Origin of the sequence: Mesorhizobium norvegicum, from assembly GCF_004919685.1 — a bacterium.
In the GTDB taxonomy this organism is placed as follows: domain Bacteria; phylum Pseudomonadota; class Alphaproteobacteria; order Rhizobiales; family Rhizobiaceae; genus Mesorhizobium; species Mesorhizobium norvegicum.
This window is the reverse complement of the sequence record NZ_SMYZ01000088.1, coordinates 111799-129823: the sequence shown is the minus strand read 5'-3', so window position 1 is coordinate 129823 and position 18025 is coordinate 111799. Positions and strand designations below refer to the sequence as shown.

Genomic DNA, 18025 nt, shown 5'->3' with positions numbered 1-18025 from the left:
GTGGCGAACGACCTGTCACGCCGCATCGTCGCGGAAGCATTGGGAACGGCGTTACTCGTCGCGACCGTGGTCGGCTCGGGCATCATGGCCGCCCGGCTGACGCACGACGTAGCCGTTTCGCTATTGGGCAACACGCTGCCGACAGGGGCGATCCTCGTGGTGCTGATCACGATACTGGGACCGATATCGGGAGCGCATTTCAACCCGGCCGTCACGCTGGTTTTCGCGCTCCGTCGCGAGATCGAGGCGAACGCGGCGCTTGCCTATGTCATCGCCCAGGTCGCGGGCGGCATCGCCGGGACGTTTCTGGCCCACGCCATGTTCGAACTGCCGATCTTGCAGGCCTCCGCGACGGTACGGACCGGAACCGGGCAATGGATCGCGGAGGCGGTCGCAGCCTTCGGTCTCGTCTTCACCATCCTGGCAGGCCTGCGCTTCCGCTCCGACGCGATCCCATGGCTGGTCGGGCTGTACATCACCGCCGCCTACTGGTTCACCGCTTCGACCTCCTTCGCCAACCCGGCTGTCGCGATCGCCCGCGCCTTTTCGGACACGTTTTCCGGCATCCGCCCGATCGACCTGCCGGGCTTCATTGCAGCCGAATTGCTAGGGGCCTTGCTCGCGATGGCGCTGGCGGGCTGGCTGCTTGCCGAACCGAAACCAATCAGACAGATGAAGGCCGCCGAATGACTGTTACAATCTACCACAACCCTAACTGCGGCACCTCCCGGAACACGTTGGCAATGATCCGCCAGTCCGGCGAAGAGCCGCAAGTGATCGAATATCTGAAGAACCCGCCATCGCGTGAAAAGCTCATCGAGCTGATTGCCGCGATGGGAAAGACGCCTCGCCAATTGCTGCGCGAGAAGGGCACGCCTTACGCGGAACTCGATCTCGGCAATCCCAAGTGGACCGACGATGAGATCCTCGATTTCATGATGGCGCATCCGATCCTGATCAATCGGCCGATCGTGGTGACGCCTCTCGGCGTCGTTCTCGCGCGGCCTTCGGAAGCGGTTCTCGACATCCTGCCCAACTCCAATATCGGGCCGTTCGTAAAAGAGGATGGCGAGGTCGTCGTCGACACCAGGGGCAAGCGTATTGCCTGATCGGGACCAGACGGCAGACGACTCGTTGCCGAGCGTGGACGAAAAGCAATTCCGGCCGATCGACCTGCAAGCACTGCTCGACGCGCCGCGCTCCATTCACAGGCCACGCGTGCTGATGCTTTACGGTTCGCTGCGGGAACGCTCCTATTCCCGGCTCGCCACCGAAGAGGCGGCTCGCATCCTGCGCCGCCTCGGCGCAGAGGTTCGTATCTACAATCCTTCGGGCCTGCCGCTGCCGGATTCGACGTCGGCCGACCATCCGAAGGTCCAGGAACTCCGGGACCTGTCGATCTGGTCGGAGGCCCAGGTCTGGTGCTCTCCGGAACGGCACGGTTCCATGACGGGAGTGATGAAGGCGCAGATCGACTGGCTGCCCCTATCGATGGGCGGAGTACGCCCGACGCAGGGCAGGACGCTCGCCGTCATGCAGGTCTCCGGCGGCTCGCAGAGCTTCAACGCCGTCAACCAGCTTCGCATCCTTGGGCGCTGGATGCGGATGTTCACCATTCCCAACCAATCTTCGGTGGCAAAGGCCTTCGCAGAGTTCGACGAGGCAGGCCGCATGAAGCCGTCCTCGTACTACAACCGGATCGTCGACGTGATGGAGGAACTGATGAAGTTCACGCTCCTCCTGCGCGACCGTTCAGCCTATCTCACGGACCGCTATTCCGAGCGGGTCGAAAACGCGGAAGAGGTCGCCAAGCGGGTGAGCCAGCGGTCGATCTGAGGCACCTTCCTGCCGCAGACAGGACGGCGGGCGGCACGCGGCAGGCAGACTATTGGGCGCAACCGTAGGCATTCATCGCCTGTCGGTTTGTCTCTGGGGCAACCGATGGCAACTGAACCGCTCTGCAGATTCGGCGACCGGGCGAGGGCGCAATGAGACCGCGCGACGTTGCGTTGGCGACCCTGCCCCCCGCGCTGTGGGCGATCGCCTACACCATCGCCAAGCCCGCCATGCAAACCTTCCCTCCCATGTTCCTGATGGCGATCGTCTATGCGGTTACGGCACTCGCGCTGTTCCGGCCATCAAGCAGGCGGCAGACTCCGGTGTGGGCGCTAGTCGCCGCGGCGACGCTCGGCGGAAGCCTGCAAAGCGCGCTCATATTCAGCGGCATTGCCCTCGTGCCTGCGACGATGGCGGTCCTGACAGTCCAGTCCCAGGTTCCCTTCGCCGTTCTGGCGGCTTGGGCGATCGGCCAGGAGCGCATGAACGGCCGTCGGCTAAGCGGAATCGCGCTCTCGCTCGCGGGCGTGGCGCTTGTCGTGGGCATGCCGGAGTCGGTCGGCCAATTCAGGGGCTTGCTTCTCATCGTTCTGGGCACGCTCTGCTGGGGCATCGCGCAAGGGATCATACGGGCGGCGTCGAAGGATTCGGGCGGTCAGCTCATGGGAATGATGTCCGCCATCGCGGCCCCTCAGCTGCTGGCGATGTCGCTCCTGCTCGAAACCGGGCAGCGCCAGGCCCTGTTCAATGCAGGCCTTTTCGACTGGGCGGCAATCGCCGTGCTGGCTCTCGGCGGCTTCGTGGCGGCTTACAGTATCTGGTATGGCCTGCTTCGCCGATATCGCATCGACCAAGTCGCTCCATTCGCGTTGCTGATGCCGATCATCGGCGTGATCATAGCCTTCCTTTTCCTGAACGAACGCCCTTCGCCGTCAGTGCTGGCTGGAGGGGCGGTGATCCTGATCGGTCTCGGCCTTGTTGTTCGCGCACCGACGAAATCCGAACTGCAGGTAGCGTAAAGGGCTGCTGCATCCTATTTCCACATTTTTCGAAATTAGCTTGACCGCACGGACTTTCGGGTCTAATCATATTTCCATGAAACTCGAAAAAGCAGCCTCTCAGCTCGAAGCGCTCGGCAACCCAACGCGGCTTCAACTCTACCGCATCCTGGTCCGCGCCGGGGATGACGGCCTTCCGGTCGGCAGCATCCAGGAGAAGCTCGACATCCCTTCATCGACGCTTTCGCATCACCTCAAGCGGCTGGTCGACACCGGTCTTGTCAAGCAGGAACGGCAGGCGACGACGCTGATCTGCCGTGCCAACTATCCTGGGATGAATGAATTGATTGGTTATTTGGCTGACGAGTGCTGTGCAGACGCGAAATGTGCACCGGCGACCAGCAAAGCTATGGCTTGACTTTTTTTGCCTAGGTAATTCGAAGATACTGGAAGGATCGAAAAATGGACACAATCGCAGATCTCCCGGTGGCCGTGATCGGCGCAGGTCCGGTCGGCTTGGCCGCGGCAGCTCAACTCATCCGCCGCGGGCTGAAGGTGAAGGTTTACGAGGCAGGCTCGCATGCCGGTTCGAACCTTTTGGACTGGAGGCACGTGCGGGTCTTCACGCCCTGGCGCTATTGCGTTGACGCTGTTGCGCGGCAGCTGCTCGAGGCCCACGGGTGGAAAATGCCCGAGCTTGAGGCATTTCCCACCGCGGATGACATCGTCGCCCAATACATCGGCCCGCTCGCGCAACTTCCGGAACTGGCGCCGTCCATCGAAACCAATGCTCGCGTCATCGCTGTGTCCCGATGGGGCGCCGACAAGGTTGTCAGCAAAGGTCGTGCAACTAAGCCCTTCATGCTGATAGTCGAAACTGCCGGCGGCAGGCGCAGGGATAAGGCACGCGCTGTAATCGACGCATCAGGCACATGGCAAACACCGAATCCGCTTGGCGCAGGGGGGATCTCCGCTGAAGGCGAGAACGAGTTCGGCCACCGGATCGCCTACGGCATACCTGATGTCCTCGGCAGCGATCGCGATCTCTATGCGGGCCGTACAACTCTCGTGGTGGGAGCTGGTCATTCCGCCGCCAACGCGTTGCTGGAATTAGTCAAACTATCCGAAACCGCCACGGGCACTTCAGCAATCTGGACGACGCGCAGCACCGACCTGGTCCGGATCTACGGTGGCGGCGATGCAGATGCGTTGCCGGCACGCGGCGAACTCGGCTCCGAAGTCAGGGATCTCGCCGAAAGCGGCCGCGTCCGACTTGTTACCGGGTTTGCCACGGCAGCGATCCGGGAGGTTGACGGCCGTCTGCTTGTGGAGGGGCAAACAGAAAATGGTCTTCAAACCATCGGTCCCGTCGACAGGATTATCGCCGCCACCGGCCAGCGCCCGGACCTCGCCTTGACTCGCGAGCTGCGGCTCGACCTCGATCCATGGCTTGAAAGCGTGAAGGCCCTCGGTCCTCTCATCGATCCCAATGAGCACTCTTGTGGGGACGTCCCGCCGCATGGCCACCGTGAACTCAGCCATCCGGAACCGGGGTTCTATACGGTCGGGATCAAGAGCTACGGCCGCGCTCCGACATTCCTGTTGTTGACGGGCTACGAACAGGCCCGGTCGGTGGCTGCGGCGATCGCAGGTGACATAGCGGCCGCGGATGCCGTGCAACTGGTGCTGCCGGAGACGGGAGTTTGCACGGTGCCGGCATCCTTCTTCGGCTCGTCAGCCGAAGGCTGCTGCGGTGGCCCGGCGCCGGCGGCGGTTGATGCTTGCTGTGTGGCGGATGCCCAGGCCAAGGAGAGTGGCAAGTCTGGCTGCGGCTGCAGCGCTGCGGCATGACCTCGTCACCGCCAACGGCCGCCACCGTGCCCAGTCGGCGCACGATCATCACCACGCTTGGCGTCACGCAGATCATGGCGTGGGGATCATCGTATTATCTCCCCGCGGTCATTGCGCCGGCGGTCGCTGCGGACACAGGCTGGCCCTTGCCGTGGGTCGTTGGAGGCCTGTCTCTCGGATTGCTCACGGCGGGAGTCATCTCGCCGCATGTCGGTTCTTCGATCGAAAGACACGGTGGCCGAAACGTCCTGGCGTTCAGCGCGGGATGCATCGGGCTCGGCCAAGTCGGGCTGGCGGTCGCTCCCAATGTGGCCGCGTACATTGTGGCCTGGCTGGTAATAGGCCTCGGGATGGGGGCAGGACTCTACGACGCCGCATTCGGGACGCTTGGCCGGCTCTACGGCCATGCGGCGCGGTCCGCCATCACGACGCTGACGCTGTTCGGCGGCTTTGCGAGCACGGTGTGCTGGCCGATCTCGGCGTTTCTGCTGGGCGAGATCGGCTGGCGCGGCACCTGTCTGGTTTACGCCGCCGTTCAGCTTTTCATAGCTTTGCCGCTTTACCTTGTGATCTTGCCTCGCGGCCTGCCGACACCGACAGCCAAAGCCACATCGAGTGGGGCAGCGACGCCTGCCTTGCAAACGGACTCCAATCTCCCGATTATAATCGTGCTGGCCGCGACCCTTACGCTAGCAGCCGTGATCTCTTCGACCCTGTCGGTGCATCTGCTGACGATCCTGCAGAAAAACGGGATGACACTTGCCGCGGCCGTGGGCCTGGGCGCGCTCGTTGGCCCTTCCCAGGTTGCCGCGCGGACGATCGAGATGATGATCGCGCGCTTCCATCACCCGATCTGGACCAAGTTTGCGTCGGTCGCTTTCGTCGCGATCGGCGTCTCGGCCCTCTGGCTCGGCATGCCTATCGTCCCGTTGGCACTCGCGTTTTACGGAGCTGGGATCGGTCTTGAATCCATCGCGCGTGGCACATTACCGCTCGCGATATTCGGCTATGATGGCTACGCCAAGCTGATGGGTCGCCTTGCCATGCCGAGCCTGATTGCCCAGGCGGCTGCGCCGTCCCTTGGCGCATTGCTACTTGAGCGCTTCGGCGCCTACGGCGCGCTGGCTACGCTTTCCGGCCTGGCGCTGATCAACGTCGCCTTGGCATGCGGTTTGGGATGGCTGATTGTCAGTCGACGGGAGTTTCAAGTCCAGCCACGATAAAGTTTCAAGCCCCTTGTGGGGGTTCGTGACTGTTCGTGCCCGTAGGGTATCGAGCGGGATCATTGTGGATCAACGTATGCGTAGAACAATCCTTGTTGTATTTCAATAGTTTGGCAAACTTTTAAAATCAACTGGGGTCGCTAACTGGTATATGTGACGCGTGACCACCAAGGATAAATACCCAACAATCATGGAAGAATTTCCATGATACTCGATTGTCCTGCCTGATCACGGATTCCGTATCGTGAATCGGACCATATCGTATCGTGCGAACAGTGAAAGCCAGTCGCAATGACGCGGTTCAACATGCCGGAGCACATTCCTCCAGCGACAAAGATCGAGACGGTCTGCAAACCACCAGATTGGATTTGTCCCAACGATCGAGCTCGCTGACGGGATAGAGGACCGCTTTGCCGATCTTGATGTAGGATGGACCGATGCGCATCGTTCTCCAGTTCCGCAGGGTACCTTCGCTGACTTGGCCACGGTAACGGGCAACGACTTCTTCCATCGTGAGATAGGCGGGGGTCGACACGAGATCTCCTGGGGACAAGCAAACGTGCAGCAGCCTGTTGCACAAAAGGGCTCAGGCGATGATGGCCGCATTGCGCCCAACAGCAGACATTTCGCACGAGCAGACCCGCAGTCACCTGAGGCGCTGGGTTCGCCTTGTCCATGCGACGCGAGTGGGGCACACCCAGTAGCTTGAAGCAATCGCAGTCGAGAACCTAATCGCTATCCATGCTGCAGTCAGGCAATGCTCGCTGTCAATGCGTTCCAGGCCGCGTGCGAGTCCATGTAGTCTCGCCAGTGCGTGATCTTCCGGTTTTCAAGTTCGATGATCGAGCAGAACCGATTCTCATACTTGGCACCCGTCGCGAGGATCGCCCCATGGACTTCGTATTCGATGACGACGACTCGGCCGTTTTCCGCTCTGTTGACGATCAACTTGTCTGCGGACCGGATCCTGATACTGCCGACATATCCGCCGAACTGGCCCATCAGATCGGCGCGTCCCCGGACCACACGAGGCCAGCCCAGATTGTAGCGGACCTCGTAGGCGATGTCGTCAGCGACGATGTCGAAGAAGTGCTCGCCGTCGACGAGGTCCCCCAGTGCCCTTCGGACCAGTTCGAAATAGGGCTCGGCACCCTCATAGGCAGAATATTTCTTGCTAGGCATTCTGATCTCTCCATGCGTTTTGCTGGTTACCTGCCAAGGTGCCGCCTGTCGACGAAACCGGCCGCCCTTGCCCGATGAATGATGCGGAAACAGGCCCGACGCAGCGAAGTCGTCCTGGTCATTACGGGCAGGGTCACTTGGCCGCTTCCAGTGCCCACGCGGCTGCACTTCGCCGGGCGAAGTCCTGGAAGATGGTTGCCGCCCGGCCCGTGACCTTTTCAATGTCGTCGTTCGGTCGTGATCCGTTGCCGGCGATGATCGTCCCGGTCAGCCAGCGAAGCATGACTGAATAGTCGGCAGGCACGATGCCAGCTTTGACCGCACCGCTGATCCACACGTCCGGATCAATGTCGTTATGGGTGACGGGCCGGCCGATTACGCTGGCAATGATGCCGGCGACCTCGCTGACCGTGAGCGATTGAGGGCCAGTTGGCGCGTATACCGCGCCAGCATGGGCGTCAGGGTTGACCAGCGTCTCAACCGCGACCGCCGCGATGTCCGCAGCATCAACGAGGGCTTCCGCCCCGTCGCCGGTAGGCACCGTGATCGTACCGTCGATGAGGGGCAAATGTTCGTCACTGAAGTTCTGCATTACCCATGCCGGACGCAATATGGAATGGTGAAGCTCCCCCGGCGCACCAGGTCGAGCTCGACGGCCCGGATGTCGACCTCCGGGGGTGCCTGGTCGCTGCGGTAGGTGCTGAGATACGTCACGTGGCGCACCCCGGCGACGACGGCAAGGTCGAGGAATTCCGCAGCCTGGCGGGCGAATTTGATCCGCATGATGGGCGTGACGAGGTAGACACGGTCAACGCAGTCGAGCGCCGGGGCATACGTCGTCTTGTCATCCCAGTCGAACACCACGTCTGCGCCACGGCGCGAGGCCGTGCGTGCATTCAGGCCTCGCTCGATAAGTTTTTGCGCCACGAGCGCTCCGGTTCGTCCGGTACCGCCGAGCACAAGAGCTGTCCGCCGTGAAGCTGTCAAATGTCGTTCCTCCGTTTGTCAGTTGTGAATGCATGATGAGAACGAACGTTGAGCGGATCAATGCGTAATACTCTCGTTTTTTTAATTAGGGCGCTCATATTGTTGACGGAGGTGATTATCCTGCTTAGTGATTGAAACATGGATTTGCTAGTTGACCACCTCACGAGAGCGCGCGCCTCCGGTGCCGTTTTCGCCCGAACCGTCGCCAAGCCCCCTTGGGGGCTGCGGCTCGGCGGCTCTATGCAGCTCGCCGTACATGCTGTCGCACAGGGGCGGGGATGGTTGTGGTTTGACGATCCCTCGCAGACCCCGATACAGCTCTCGCCGGGCGATGTGATACTCGTTCGGGGCGGGCCTGATCACTACATCGGCCATGAACCCGGCGCCCACTGCCTCGAACCCGAGGAGTTCCGGGCGCGCCATGGAGCTGGCCGCCTCCCGGAAGACCCGCAGGCAACGGTGTTCCTGTGCGGCGCCTACCGGCTTTCGGGGGATATCGGCAGCGGCCTTCTCAATGCACTGCCCCAAGTTATGCCACTCTCGCCGCCGATCGGCGATCCTTTGCGTGACGTGACTAGCCTGCTGTCCCGCGAGCTGGCTTCCCCTGAGCCTGGCCAGAACACAGTGCTGGACCGGCTCCTGGATATACTTCTGGTTCTCGCCATCCGTGCCATTTTCCGCCAGAGCGCCACCACGCCCCGCTGGTACCGAGCGTCGGCTCATCCACGACTGAAAGCGGCGTTGCAGGTGATACACGAAGACCCAGGGCGCCCATGGTCGGTACCCGAGCTCGCCAAGATCAGCGGACTGTCCCGCGCCTCCTTTGCACGAGCTTTCGGCAATGCGCTCGGCCAGACCCCCATGCAATATTTGACGGATTGGCGAATGACCTTGGCTCGTGACTACCTGCGTAGTAGCAAAATGGACCTGGCCGAAATCGCCAACTTGACCGGCTACGGCTCGCCATATGCGTTCGCCGCAGCCTTCCGACGCCACCACGGATACCCGCCCGGAGCATGGCGGCAACAGCAGTCGACCCACAGCAGCGGGCCGGCAGCAAGCGACCAGATCCACCTCGGCTAACCCGCGCACGACAATGACGATCGCCGTGCCCAAGGCGCCGGACCGCGCGGACATCGTCGCCTACCTCAAGTCCATCGGCTCTCCCTGACGTTCACGTCGGACCCCGCTGCGGTGTCGCAGTCCATCGCTGCGCCTACGCCTCGACCCCAGGCGCTTGGCGGCTGCGGAAAAACTTCCCGATTCAACCACCGCCAGCAATGCCAGAAGCTGGTCGAACTCGTTGTCGCTGGGCTCCGCATTTCGAATTTCTTGAAAAGGACTTTCAGTTTTATACGGATTTTGTCGGGTTCAGAGAAGTCCTAGCTTCCCCGGAAGGGCCTGCCTCATGTCTCAGAGAAGATCGCAAACAATTCGGACGAATTGACAATCGAAAGCTCGGTGCTGGTGCTTATCGATCACCGTCCATGGAGTGCCTTAATGGTTCACTCGATGCGTCCGGGACCAGCCCTCTGACGCTGGGGCGGTTCAGGGAGGAAGGCTACTGGAACATGCGCCTGTTCGACCAGACGATTGGAGCCCGCGCCACCCTGAGGAAAATATTTGCTGTAGGGTTGGAGACATTTAGCCGTCTAGCCCGCGCGGCTCTCATCATGACCCTCACGGCCACGATGGGTGGGTGCCTTGCAACGAGCGATCGCGCGGCCGTGCCGGGGACGCAGCTTGATGCTGCCCGTGTCAGCGGCTACGAGGATATCCGCTTCTGGGGCGACGAGTTCACGCCAGCGATGGAGGCGGGCATCCGCCGGCAATATGGCCAGGTCAGCAAGGCCGCTCTTGCCGGCGAACCGGGGTCAAGCACCAGGAAAGCCGACTTTCTGGCCATCTCAGGCGGCGGCGGCGATGGCGCCTTCGCGGCCGGCTTTCTCACCGGATGGACCCGGAGCGGCCTGCGCCCTCACTTCGAGGTGGTGACAGGCGTCTCGACGGGCGCTCTTGCGGCCCCGTTCGCCTTCCTTGGGCCTCAATATGACGGGGTGCTGAAGGCCGTGTTCACGAAGTACGGCGACAGTGACCTTGTCATCGATCGCGGGATATTCGGTCTCCTCGGATCATCCCGGTATGACACGGCTCCACTTAAGCGCTTGATCGAACAATACCTGACGGACGATGTAGTGGACGCGATCGCGCGGGAGTACTCCAAGGGGCGTCGTCTGATCGTGCAGACCACCAACATTGACGCTCAACGCCCCGTCATCTGGGATCTTTCGGCGATCGCTGCGAGCCAGCAGCCTGATCGTCGTGATCTCATCGTTCGGGTCCTGCTCGCATCGAGCGCCATCCCTGTCGCTTTCCCTCCCGTGCGAATACGCGTGAACGCCAACGGACGCACATGCGACGAACTGCATGTCGACGGTGGCGTCACGGCTCAAATCTTCTTCGCGCCACCGCGGATAATTTTCGCCCGATTCGAGCGAGCGGCGTTTGGCGGTGCGAGAGAACGAACCCTCTACGTGATCCGCAACGGCAAGCTCACACCCGACTACAAGCCTACCGAGGAAGCTACTTTTCCGCTTGCGACCCGATCCATCGCAACCCTGACAAAGTACCAGGGCCTATCGGACTTGAGGGAAGTGGATCGCATCGCTCGCGAAACCAACACGCGCACCTTGTTTACCTCCATTCCGTCAGAATTCATGAAAGCGGCTCGATCGGAGTTCGACCGCGAGTACATGGGAGAGCTCTTTCTCGTTGGCCAACAGATGGGGCTTTCGGGGCGAGCCTGGCATTCAGGCCCACCGTCGGCGCCTGCTTCAGCCCTATGACAGGGAAGGCACGACGTCGGCGATCAGCTATACGAATGGGGCTTTGAAGGCCTAGTCCGGGTGGCGCGCTTTGCCTTGCTCGGCTTTGTCGTTTCGAGAAGAGGCGGCTCGACCTCGTCGGACAGGGTCACCAATCGCTCGATCAGCCACCGTCCGGCTGGACCCGGCGGAGTATCGGTCATGTGTATGGCCTGCAGGGTATATTCTCCACCACGCCAGTCGGGAAGGTTCAGTCGCACGAGCCTTCCGGATGCGATATCGGCGCGAACGATCGGCTCCGGCATTCCGGCCCATCCGAGTCCGGCGAGGAGAAGCTTGTGCCTCGCTGCTTGATCACCGATGCGCCAGGTATTGAGGCTGACAACGCCGAAGTCCCGGCTTTCTCCCGCCGGTTGCTGCGAAAGAACAAGCTGGACGAAATCGCTTGCCTGCCGTGGAGCAGCCTTGCTCGCCTGAGCCAGAGGATGGTCCGGCGAAGCCACGGGAATGATCTGGACGCTTTCAATGTCGATGCGGCGAAATCCCGTCATGTCCATGTGCAGTTGGCTTCCCACGCCGATTCGAGCATGACCGTTTCGGACCGCTCGCTCGACCCCGCCAAGGGTCTGCACCAAGAGCCGAATTGGCACCGTGGGGAACTGGGCGTTGAATTCACTAAGCAACCTTGTCAGCCGATCGCCTGGCAGCATGCTGTCGACCACAAGCGACACTTCAGGTTCAAGGTCATCGAGGAACCCCCGGACCCGCGCGCGTAATGTCTCGATGCTGTGGGCAACCGCCCGGGCTTCAGACAGGATCGCTTCGCCATGTTGCGTGAGCTTCGGCTTGCGCGTCGTTCCACGATCGAACAGCGAAAGACCGAGCTGTTGTTCCAGCGTGTCGATCGCGTAGCTGATGGCGGACGTGGCGCGCCCCAGGCGTTTGGCGGCGGCGGTAAAGCTACCCGTTTCGGCCACTGTAAGCAGTACCAGAAGCTGATCGACGCTCGGTGTGGCTGGACTCCGCATTTCGAATTCCTTGAAAAGGACTTTCAGTTTTATACGGATTTTGTCGGGTTCAGAGAAGTCCTAGCTTCCCCGGAGGGGGCCTGCCTCAATTTCAAATCGACCGGCTAGTCGACGCGCTGAGGGTCGACTGCCCTGAGACAGTTCAGACCAGGAGGAGGCTATGGGAATACTTGACAAGAAGGTCGTGCTGATCACCGGCACCGGAGGAGGTCTGGGCCGCGTCGCGGCACAGACCTTTGCGCGAGAAGGCGCAAAGGTTGTCGGGTGCGACATCAAGGTTGATGCCAACAACGAGACGGTCGAACTCGTACGTCGCGCCGGCGGTGAGATGACTGGCATCGCGCCGATCGATCTCACCGACCCCGAACAGGCGCGGACGATGGTTGAGGATGCCGTGGCCGCTTACGGCGGTCTTGACGTAATCTACAACAACGCTGCCATACAATACTTCGGTCCGATGCCCGACTTCTCTATCGATGACTGGCGAGCGACCATAGCTGGCGAGCTCGACATTCCCTTCTTCGTGTCGAAGTTCGCATGGCCGCACCTGGTCCGGCGCGGGGGCGGTGTCATCATAAACGTCGCGTCCGCGGCAGGCATGATCGCCCACGAGGCCCCCCTGATGGTCGGGCACGTCGCAGCGAAGGCGGGCGTCATCGCCATGACGCGACAATTAGCGCTCGAAGGCGCACGCCATGGGATCCGTGCGGTGGCGATCAGTCCCGGGCCGTTCCTGACCCCGGCCGCCGACCGCGACCTCGGCGACAACCAGGCGGCCCGGGACGCGATAACCAGAAAGACGCTTCTCAAGCGCTTCGGTCAGCCCGCGGAGCTCGTGGAGCTCGCGGCCTTCATCGCCTCTGACCGGGCGTCTTACATCACAGGCGCCAACTACCTGGTCGACGGCGGCGAGACCGCTTGGTAGAGCCACGCACAGTCATAGCCTGAGGTGCTGCGGCATCAATCAGGTTGGCATATCGAAAATTCTGAATAGACTTTTCAATATTGTTTGGATTTTCGTACTAGCAGTGGACCGGTACAATTACCTCCGAGTGTGGGCCGATCGCGCCCGCACGTGCGGTGGCCGGCAGTCTGTCTGAAACAGCGGCGCATCTTGGCCTCGGTTTAGAACTTGCCCTTGCTCCAAGGAGAAGACAATTGCTGAATGTGGCGATCATCATCGGAACCACCCGTCCCGGCCGCAAGGCCGATGTCGTTGCACGCTGGGTCCACGGCATCGCAGCGCAGCGGAGCGATGCCTCGTTCGAAGTCGTGGACATCGCGGACTTCGACCTGCCACTTCTCGACGAAGCGCTTCCACCCTCAATGGGCCAGTATGGACAGCCGCACACGAAAGCCTGGGCCGCAAAGATCGCGACCTTCGATGCGTTCGTGTTCGTCACGCCCGAATACAACCATTCGACATCAGGCGCGCTCAAGAACGCGATCGATTATCTGTTCCGCGAATGGAATGACAAGGCCGCCGGGTTTGTCGGCTACGGCGGCGTCGGTGGAACACGCGCCGTCGAGCATCTGCGACTGATCATGGGCGAGATCAAGGTTGCCCCCGTGCGGGCCCAGGTCGCACTGTCCCTTTTTACCGATTTCGAGAACTTCTCCACGTTCAAGCCCGGTCCGCATCAGGCGGCGGCGGTTAACGCCATGCTCGATGACCTCGTCGCCTGGGGCCAGGCACTGCAGACCATGCGAACGCAAATTAGCGAGCGAGGGGCCCTGTGAAATGCCCCGTGGGGTATCGAGCGGGATCGTTATGGATCAAACCACTATGACCAGATTCGTGATATTTATCAAATGCTTGTGATTTTGAAACGGTGGTGCCGCTAACTGGGGCATGTGTCGAGTGACCACTTGTGGTCTTTCACGCTTGCTCAGTACTGTGACGTCCCGATCAACCACGGATTCCGAACGCGTATCTTTCCAGCCAGCGCCCTCGGAACGACTGAGCGGCCTCTCTGCTACTCTAGCGGTGCCGCCTTTCCAGCGGCAGTGCGCGTGTGGATCTGAAGACAACGGGGATCGATTTGTCCTCGGCCTCATGAGTCATACCAACTCGGCGCTAGTCGCAGACTTCGCTGATCTTTCCAACCGGCCGATCAAATGACCTCGACACGATCGAGATAGCTGGACAATTCGCTTACCCATTTTCGCGACGCTTCGGCGTCGGCGATTTCCGCCGCTTGTTCAAGGCCTGCGCCAATGTCCGTAATGGCTTGGAATCCGAACGCGCCACCGGATCCCCTCATATTGTGCCCCAGGATCAAGACTGCCTCGAAGTCAAACCGATCCAGAGCTTCAACCATCGCAATGACGCCCTCCCGACAATTCCTCAGATAGGCGGGTGTGCGTTCCTTCAATCTTCGGTCCGCCCTTGAGGTCGTGTGCAGCGGCTCGCCATCCTTTCGTGCCGACGGCACTGCCATCACGGAATAGTCCTTTATCGCTTGCAGCAGCACGTGCTGTTTGATGGGTTTGCTTAGATAGGCCGTGCACCCCGCCGCGAGACATGTCTCCCGATCCCCTTTCAGAGCAGAGGCCGTCAGGGCGATGATCGGTGTTGGCGCCCGATCATTCGTCTTTTCCCACGCTCGAATGGTTCGCGTTGCGGTCAAACCGTCCATGAGCGGCATCTGTCGGTCCATCAGGACAAGATCGTAATGGCCCGCCGTGAACATCTGGCAGGCCACTACTCCCGTCTCGGCCACGTCGATCCGGTAGGGAGTATCCTCGAGATAGGCGAGGGCAATCGTGCAATTGTCGGGTGAGTCCTCGGCGAGAAGGATCCGCAGCGCGGGCAGCGGTGCCTCTGACCCCATGCCGGCGGGCGTGGCCGCCGGCCGGTTGGCCTCAGCCCAGACCTCGAATGGGAGAGCAAAGCAAAACACGCTTCCTTTCCCAACTTCGCTTTCCACCCAGATGCGTCCACCCATCAACTCCACGAGGCGCTTCGAAATCGTGAGACCTAGACCCGATCCACCAAACCTGCGGGTGGTCGATGAGTCGGCCTGCGTGAACCGTTCAAACACCTGCCCTAATTTCTCTGCTGCAATGCCTATACCGGTATCCGAAACGGTGAACCGCAGGGCGGTTGGAACCAAGCGATCCCCATCTGGCTCAACCTTCAAGAATACGCGCCCCGATTGGGTGAACTTGATCGCATTGCCAAGCAGGTTGAGGAGCACTTGCCGCAGCCGCGTCGGATCGCCGACCAGATCATTGCCGACACTGGTTTCAATTTCGCACGCCAGCACCAGTCCTTTCTCATGGGCACGAGGCGCCACCATCTCGATCACCTTTTCCAGGTGGTCGCTCAACGAAAAGCCTGTTCGTTCCAGATCGAGCTGAGAGGCTTCGACCTTCGAGAGGTCCAGGATGTCGTTGATGAGGTTCAGCAAGTTGTCGCCGGATCGGCGGAAGATCTGCACGTACTTGTCTTGTTCGGGTGAAAGCGGGGTCTTTGCGAGGAGGTCGGCGATGCCCATGATTGCATTCATGGGCGTGCGGATCTCATGGCTCATGCTGGCAAGAAAATCGGATTTGGTTCTGCTCGCGCTTTCGGCTGCCGCCTTGGCTTGCTGCAGTTCCACTTCCACGCGCTTTCGCTCCGTGACATCGCGCGCTGCGGCGAAGACGCCCTGCAATGTGCGGCCCCGATCGTAAAACGTCGTGGCGTTATAGGACACGACGGTCTGTTTGCCGTCTCGGGCGCGAGCCGTAAGCTCGTAATCGGTCACCGACTTTTCACTGAGCACACGTTTGATGCCCGCTTCCGCCCGCTCCGGATCCGTGAAGCAGTCCTTGAACGGCGCCCCGATCAATTCGTCACGGGTGCAGCCAGTGAGCGCCTCCGTCTGTTTGTTGACGTCCGTAATGATGCCGGCCGGGTCGATCGTCATCAGGGCGTCGATGTTCGATTCGATCAGCGAGCGCGTGTAGAATTGCTGATCGCGCAAACGCTGGTCGGACTTCTTCTGCTCTTCTTCGACCAGTTTGCGCGCGGTATTGTCGGTGCCGATCAGGAGGTATCCGATGATCCCGTTCTGTGCGTCGCGTAGCGCTGTGACTGACACAACTGCAGGGAAGCGCGTTCCATCCTTGCGGATGTAGGTCAGTTCGTAGATGTCTTCTATTCCGCGCGAGGCCTTGAACACCAGGGCCTCAAACCCCGGCTCGATCGTGGTCGCGAGTTCGATGCTCAAGGTCCGAGCGCGCAAGATTAGCTCCTGCGGATCGGAGATGTCGGCCGGCGTGATCGTGTTCATCATCTCGGCCGCCGTGTAACCAAGCATCCGCTCCGCGCCCACATTGAAGATCTGAATCACGCCTTTGGCGTCGGTGGCGATGCTAGAGAAGTTGGCGCTGTTGAAGATCGCGCTCTGCAACGCGCCAGCCTGGAGGAGCGCCTCTTCAGCCTCCTTGCGCGCGGTATTGTCGGTGCCGATCAGGAGGTACCCGATGATGCCGTCCTGCGCATCGCGCAGGGCTGTAACTGACACCACTGCTGGAAACCGGCTTCCGTCTTTGCGAATATAGGTCAGCTCATAGATGTCCTCGATTCCGCGCGAGGCCTTGAACACCAGGGCGTCGAAGCCTGGCGTGATCGAAGTCGAAAGCTCGGCGCTCAAGGCTTGAGCGCGCGCGATCAACTCCTGCGGATCGGAGATGTCGGCCGGGGTGATCGTGTTCATCACTTCGGCAGCCGTGTAGCCAAGCATCCGCTCGGCGCCGACGTTGAAGATCTGAATCACACCTTTGGCGTCGGTGGCGATGCTGGAAAAGTTTGCGCTGTTGAAGATCGCGCTCTGTAGGGCGCCCGCTTTAACAATGGACTCTTCCGTCTGCTGATGTGCTGCGTTGTCGGGGGACAGGGCAAGTAGGTTCTCGATGTCCTTCTCCGTGGGTAAATTCGAGATCAGGTTTCCTAAGTATTTTCGGCCGCGGCTCGTTCAAATGTTGAAAACCACGAAGCCATGTTAGTGAAGGAGTTCTTTGACGGAATATTCAAGTTGAGCGGGAGAATAGGGCTTCTGAAGGAATTGCCCCCCGCCGACGAACATCTCTGTCATATCGGCGGTGAGAGGGCTGCCGGACGTGTATAGCACCCGCAATCCCGGCCGAAGCTTGATGGCCTGGTTCGCCACGTCGTATCCGCCTTGGGCCAATGCACTGAGGCGGATATCGACAAAGAGCGCGTCAATTTGTTGAGACGTCGACAGATGCAAGAGTGCGGCGGCCAGATCGCCAGCCAGGAGGACGGTGTGACCCAGGTCGCCAATTGTCCACTCGGCGGTTTGGCGGATGAATACCTCGTCTTCGACGATGAGAATAACGGCCATCAATGGGCCATGAGCGGCAAAATCGCCATGTTATCAGAAGTCCCCGACTGCGGAGTTCGCAGTCAACACGAAACTCGCGTCTCGGGGGAAGGTTCCATGAGGTGTCGTATTATTGTTCGTGAGCGAAGGCTGTCGCCAAGCTTCGGTGCAAGAAGAGCGGGATCATGCCGCCGGCACGAAGAGTGTCTGATGCCATGGAGGTATCAACCGCAGCGAAGTGCGAATGTGAGGTATGCGGGTGGGCGCGAACGGCTTCGCCAGGGATCGGAAGGCCCCTACGCGAGTATATTAGAATTCGGCGAACAACGACCTTATGTTAACGATCGGTCCTTGCCGATACATCCGTCCACCTGCTACCCTGGGATGGGGCTTGCTGAAGGCGAAATGCTAAACCGGACCGTAGCTTCCACCACACCTAACTCGCGGTACTTTAACTTTCTTATTTCTGACGACGTCATCGACGCCGTGCAGGGGTACGTCGGTTGCTGTGGTCCCGGACGCATCATTTCAACCTTTTCAGCAGTGCAGTCCGTGCGCGACAAAGTCCCCGATTGCGAGCTGTCCGACGATCAGATTGAGCGTTTCGCCGTATTGTGCGCAGTCGACCAAGCACTCGCGGTCCATTTCGATCGGACAGGAAGTCCACGGGATCCTTACTCAAGCCTAAGTAGGAGCCACTGGCATCTGGTCCCGATCTGGAAAACCAAGGTGCGGACGACATGGGCACTTGCGCCTGTCGCA

Annotated in this window: 18 protein-coding genes; 11 read left to right on the top strand and 7 right to left on the bottom strand. The window is 60.6% G+C overall.

The genetic code is table 11. From position 1 onward, the window contains the following. From FCU66_RS33350 to FCU66_RS33320, 7 genes are all read left to right on the top strand, one after another. Entirely contained in the window at positions 1–690 is a 690-nt protein-coding gene (locus tag FCU66_RS33350) for an aquaporin (protein WP_136618696.1), read from the top strand. After that, a complete protein-coding gene (arsC, locus tag FCU66_RS33345; RefSeq protein WP_136618695.1) occupies positions 687–1109 on the top strand; it encodes an arsenate reductase (glutaredoxin) in 423 nt (140 codons plus the stop codon). The genes FCU66_RS33350 and arsC overlap by 4 nt, the downstream gene beginning before the upstream one ends. Before the next feature lie 25 nt (positions 1110–1134). Beyond that, a complete protein-coding gene (arsH, locus tag FCU66_RS33340) occupies positions 1135–1836 on the top strand; it encodes an arsenical resistance protein ArsH (RefSeq protein ID WP_281285571.1) in 702 nt (233 codons plus the stop codon). Between the two features lie 152 nt (positions 1837–1988). Then, positions 1989–2855 carry a DMT family transporter gene (locus FCU66_RS33335; protein WP_136618693.1) on the top strand — a complete coding sequence of 289 codons (867 nt, stop codon included), beginning with the start codon at positions 1989–1991 and terminating at the stop codon, positions 2853–2855. 76 nt (positions 2856–2931) lie between these two features. Next, complete coding sequence (locus FCU66_RS33330) at positions 2932–3252, top strand: ArsR/SmtB family transcription factor (protein WP_136618692.1); 321 nt, start codon at positions 2932–2934, stop codon at positions 3250–3252. Positions 3253–3296: 44 nt separating this feature from the next. Continuing rightward, positions 3297–4685, top strand: coding sequence for an FAD-dependent oxidoreductase (locus FCU66_RS33325; RefSeq protein ID WP_136618691.1), 1389 nt, complete (start codon positions 3297–3299; stop codon positions 4683–4685). Then, a complete protein-coding gene (locus tag FCU66_RS33320; protein WP_136618690.1) occupies positions 4682–5908 on the top strand; it encodes an MFS transporter in 1227 nt (408 codons plus the stop codon). The genes FCU66_RS33325 and FCU66_RS33320 overlap by 4 nt, the downstream gene beginning before the upstream one ends. A gap of 301 nt (positions 5909–6209) precedes the next feature. On the opposite strand, the gene FCU66_RS33315 is transcribed toward FCU66_RS33320, so the two are convergent. The 4 genes from FCU66_RS33315 to FCU66_RS41720 form a co-directional block, all read right to left on the bottom strand. Beyond that, entirely contained in the window at positions 6210–6419 is a 210-nt protein-coding gene (locus tag FCU66_RS33315; RefSeq protein ID WP_425462880.1) for a DNA-binding protein, read from the bottom strand. Positions 6420–6658: 239 nt separating this feature from the next. Further along, positions 6659–7090, bottom strand: a complete 432-nt coding sequence (locus FCU66_RS33310; protein ID WP_136618688.1) for a nuclear transport factor 2 family protein — start codon at positions 7088–7090, stop codon at positions 6659–6661. A gap of 133 nt (positions 7091–7223) precedes the next feature. Then, positions 7224–7682: a Rossmann-fold NAD(P)-binding domain-containing protein gene (locus FCU66_RS41725; RefSeq protein ID WP_206077132.1), complete on the bottom strand. Its 459-nt coding sequence runs from the start codon at positions 7680–7682 to the stop codon at positions 7224–7226. Continuing rightward, positions 7682–8017 (bottom strand): Rossmann-fold NAD(P)-binding domain-containing protein, encoded by a 336-nt coding sequence (locus tag FCU66_RS41720; RefSeq protein ID WP_206077131.1) that lies wholly within the window; start codon positions 8015–8017, stop codon positions 7682–7684. The genes FCU66_RS41725 and FCU66_RS41720 overlap by 1 nt, the downstream gene beginning before the upstream one ends. A gap of 198 nt (positions 8018–8215) precedes the next feature. On the opposite strand from FCU66_RS41720, the gene FCU66_RS33300 reads away from it, so the two are divergent. Continuing rightward, positions 8216–9160 (top strand): AraC family transcriptional regulator, encoded by a 945-nt coding sequence (locus tag FCU66_RS33300; protein ID WP_136618687.1) that lies wholly within the window; start codon positions 8216–8218, stop codon positions 9158–9160. 488 nt (positions 9161–9648) lie between these two features. Then, positions 9649–10923, top strand: a complete 1275-nt coding sequence (locus FCU66_RS33295; RefSeq protein WP_168991910.1) for a patatin-like phospholipase family protein — start codon at positions 9649–9651, stop codon at positions 10921–10923. 23 nt (positions 10924–10946) lie between these two features. Here FCU66_RS33295 and FCU66_RS33290 read toward each other — a convergent pair whose 3' ends face one another. After that, positions 10947–11930 carry a LysR family transcriptional regulator gene (locus FCU66_RS33290; RefSeq protein WP_136618685.1) on the bottom strand — a complete coding sequence of 328 codons (984 nt, stop codon included), beginning with the start codon at positions 11928–11930 and terminating at the stop codon, positions 10947–10949. Positions 11931–12090: 160 nt separating this feature from the next. Here FCU66_RS33290 and FCU66_RS33285 point away from each other — a divergent pair, with 160 nt between their 5' ends. Further along, positions 12091–12855, top strand: coding sequence for an SDR family NAD(P)-dependent oxidoreductase (locus FCU66_RS33285; RefSeq protein WP_136618684.1), 765 nt, complete (start codon positions 12091–12093; stop codon positions 12853–12855). A gap of 242 nt (positions 12856–13097) precedes the next feature. Beyond that, positions 13098–13670: an NADPH-dependent FMN reductase gene (locus tag FCU66_RS33280; protein WP_210239723.1), complete on the top strand. Its 573-nt coding sequence runs from the start codon at positions 13098–13100 to the stop codon at positions 13668–13670. Between the two features lie 374 nt (positions 13671–14044). Here the strand turns inward: FCU66_RS33280 and FCU66_RS33275 are convergent, their stop codons facing one another. Next, the gene (locus FCU66_RS33275) at positions 14045–16744 is read right to left on the bottom strand and encodes a PAS domain-containing hybrid sensor histidine kinase/response regulator (protein WP_281285573.1); all 2700 of its coding nucleotides are present in this window, start codon (positions 16742–16744) and stop codon (positions 14045–14047) included. 177 nt (positions 16745–16921) lie between these two features. Then, positions 16922–17284 carry a response regulator gene (locus FCU66_RS33270; protein WP_136618682.1) on the bottom strand — a complete coding sequence of 121 codons (363 nt, stop codon included), beginning with the start codon at positions 17282–17284 and terminating at the stop codon, positions 16922–16924. Between the last annotated feature and the right edge of the window lie 741 nt (positions 17285–18025).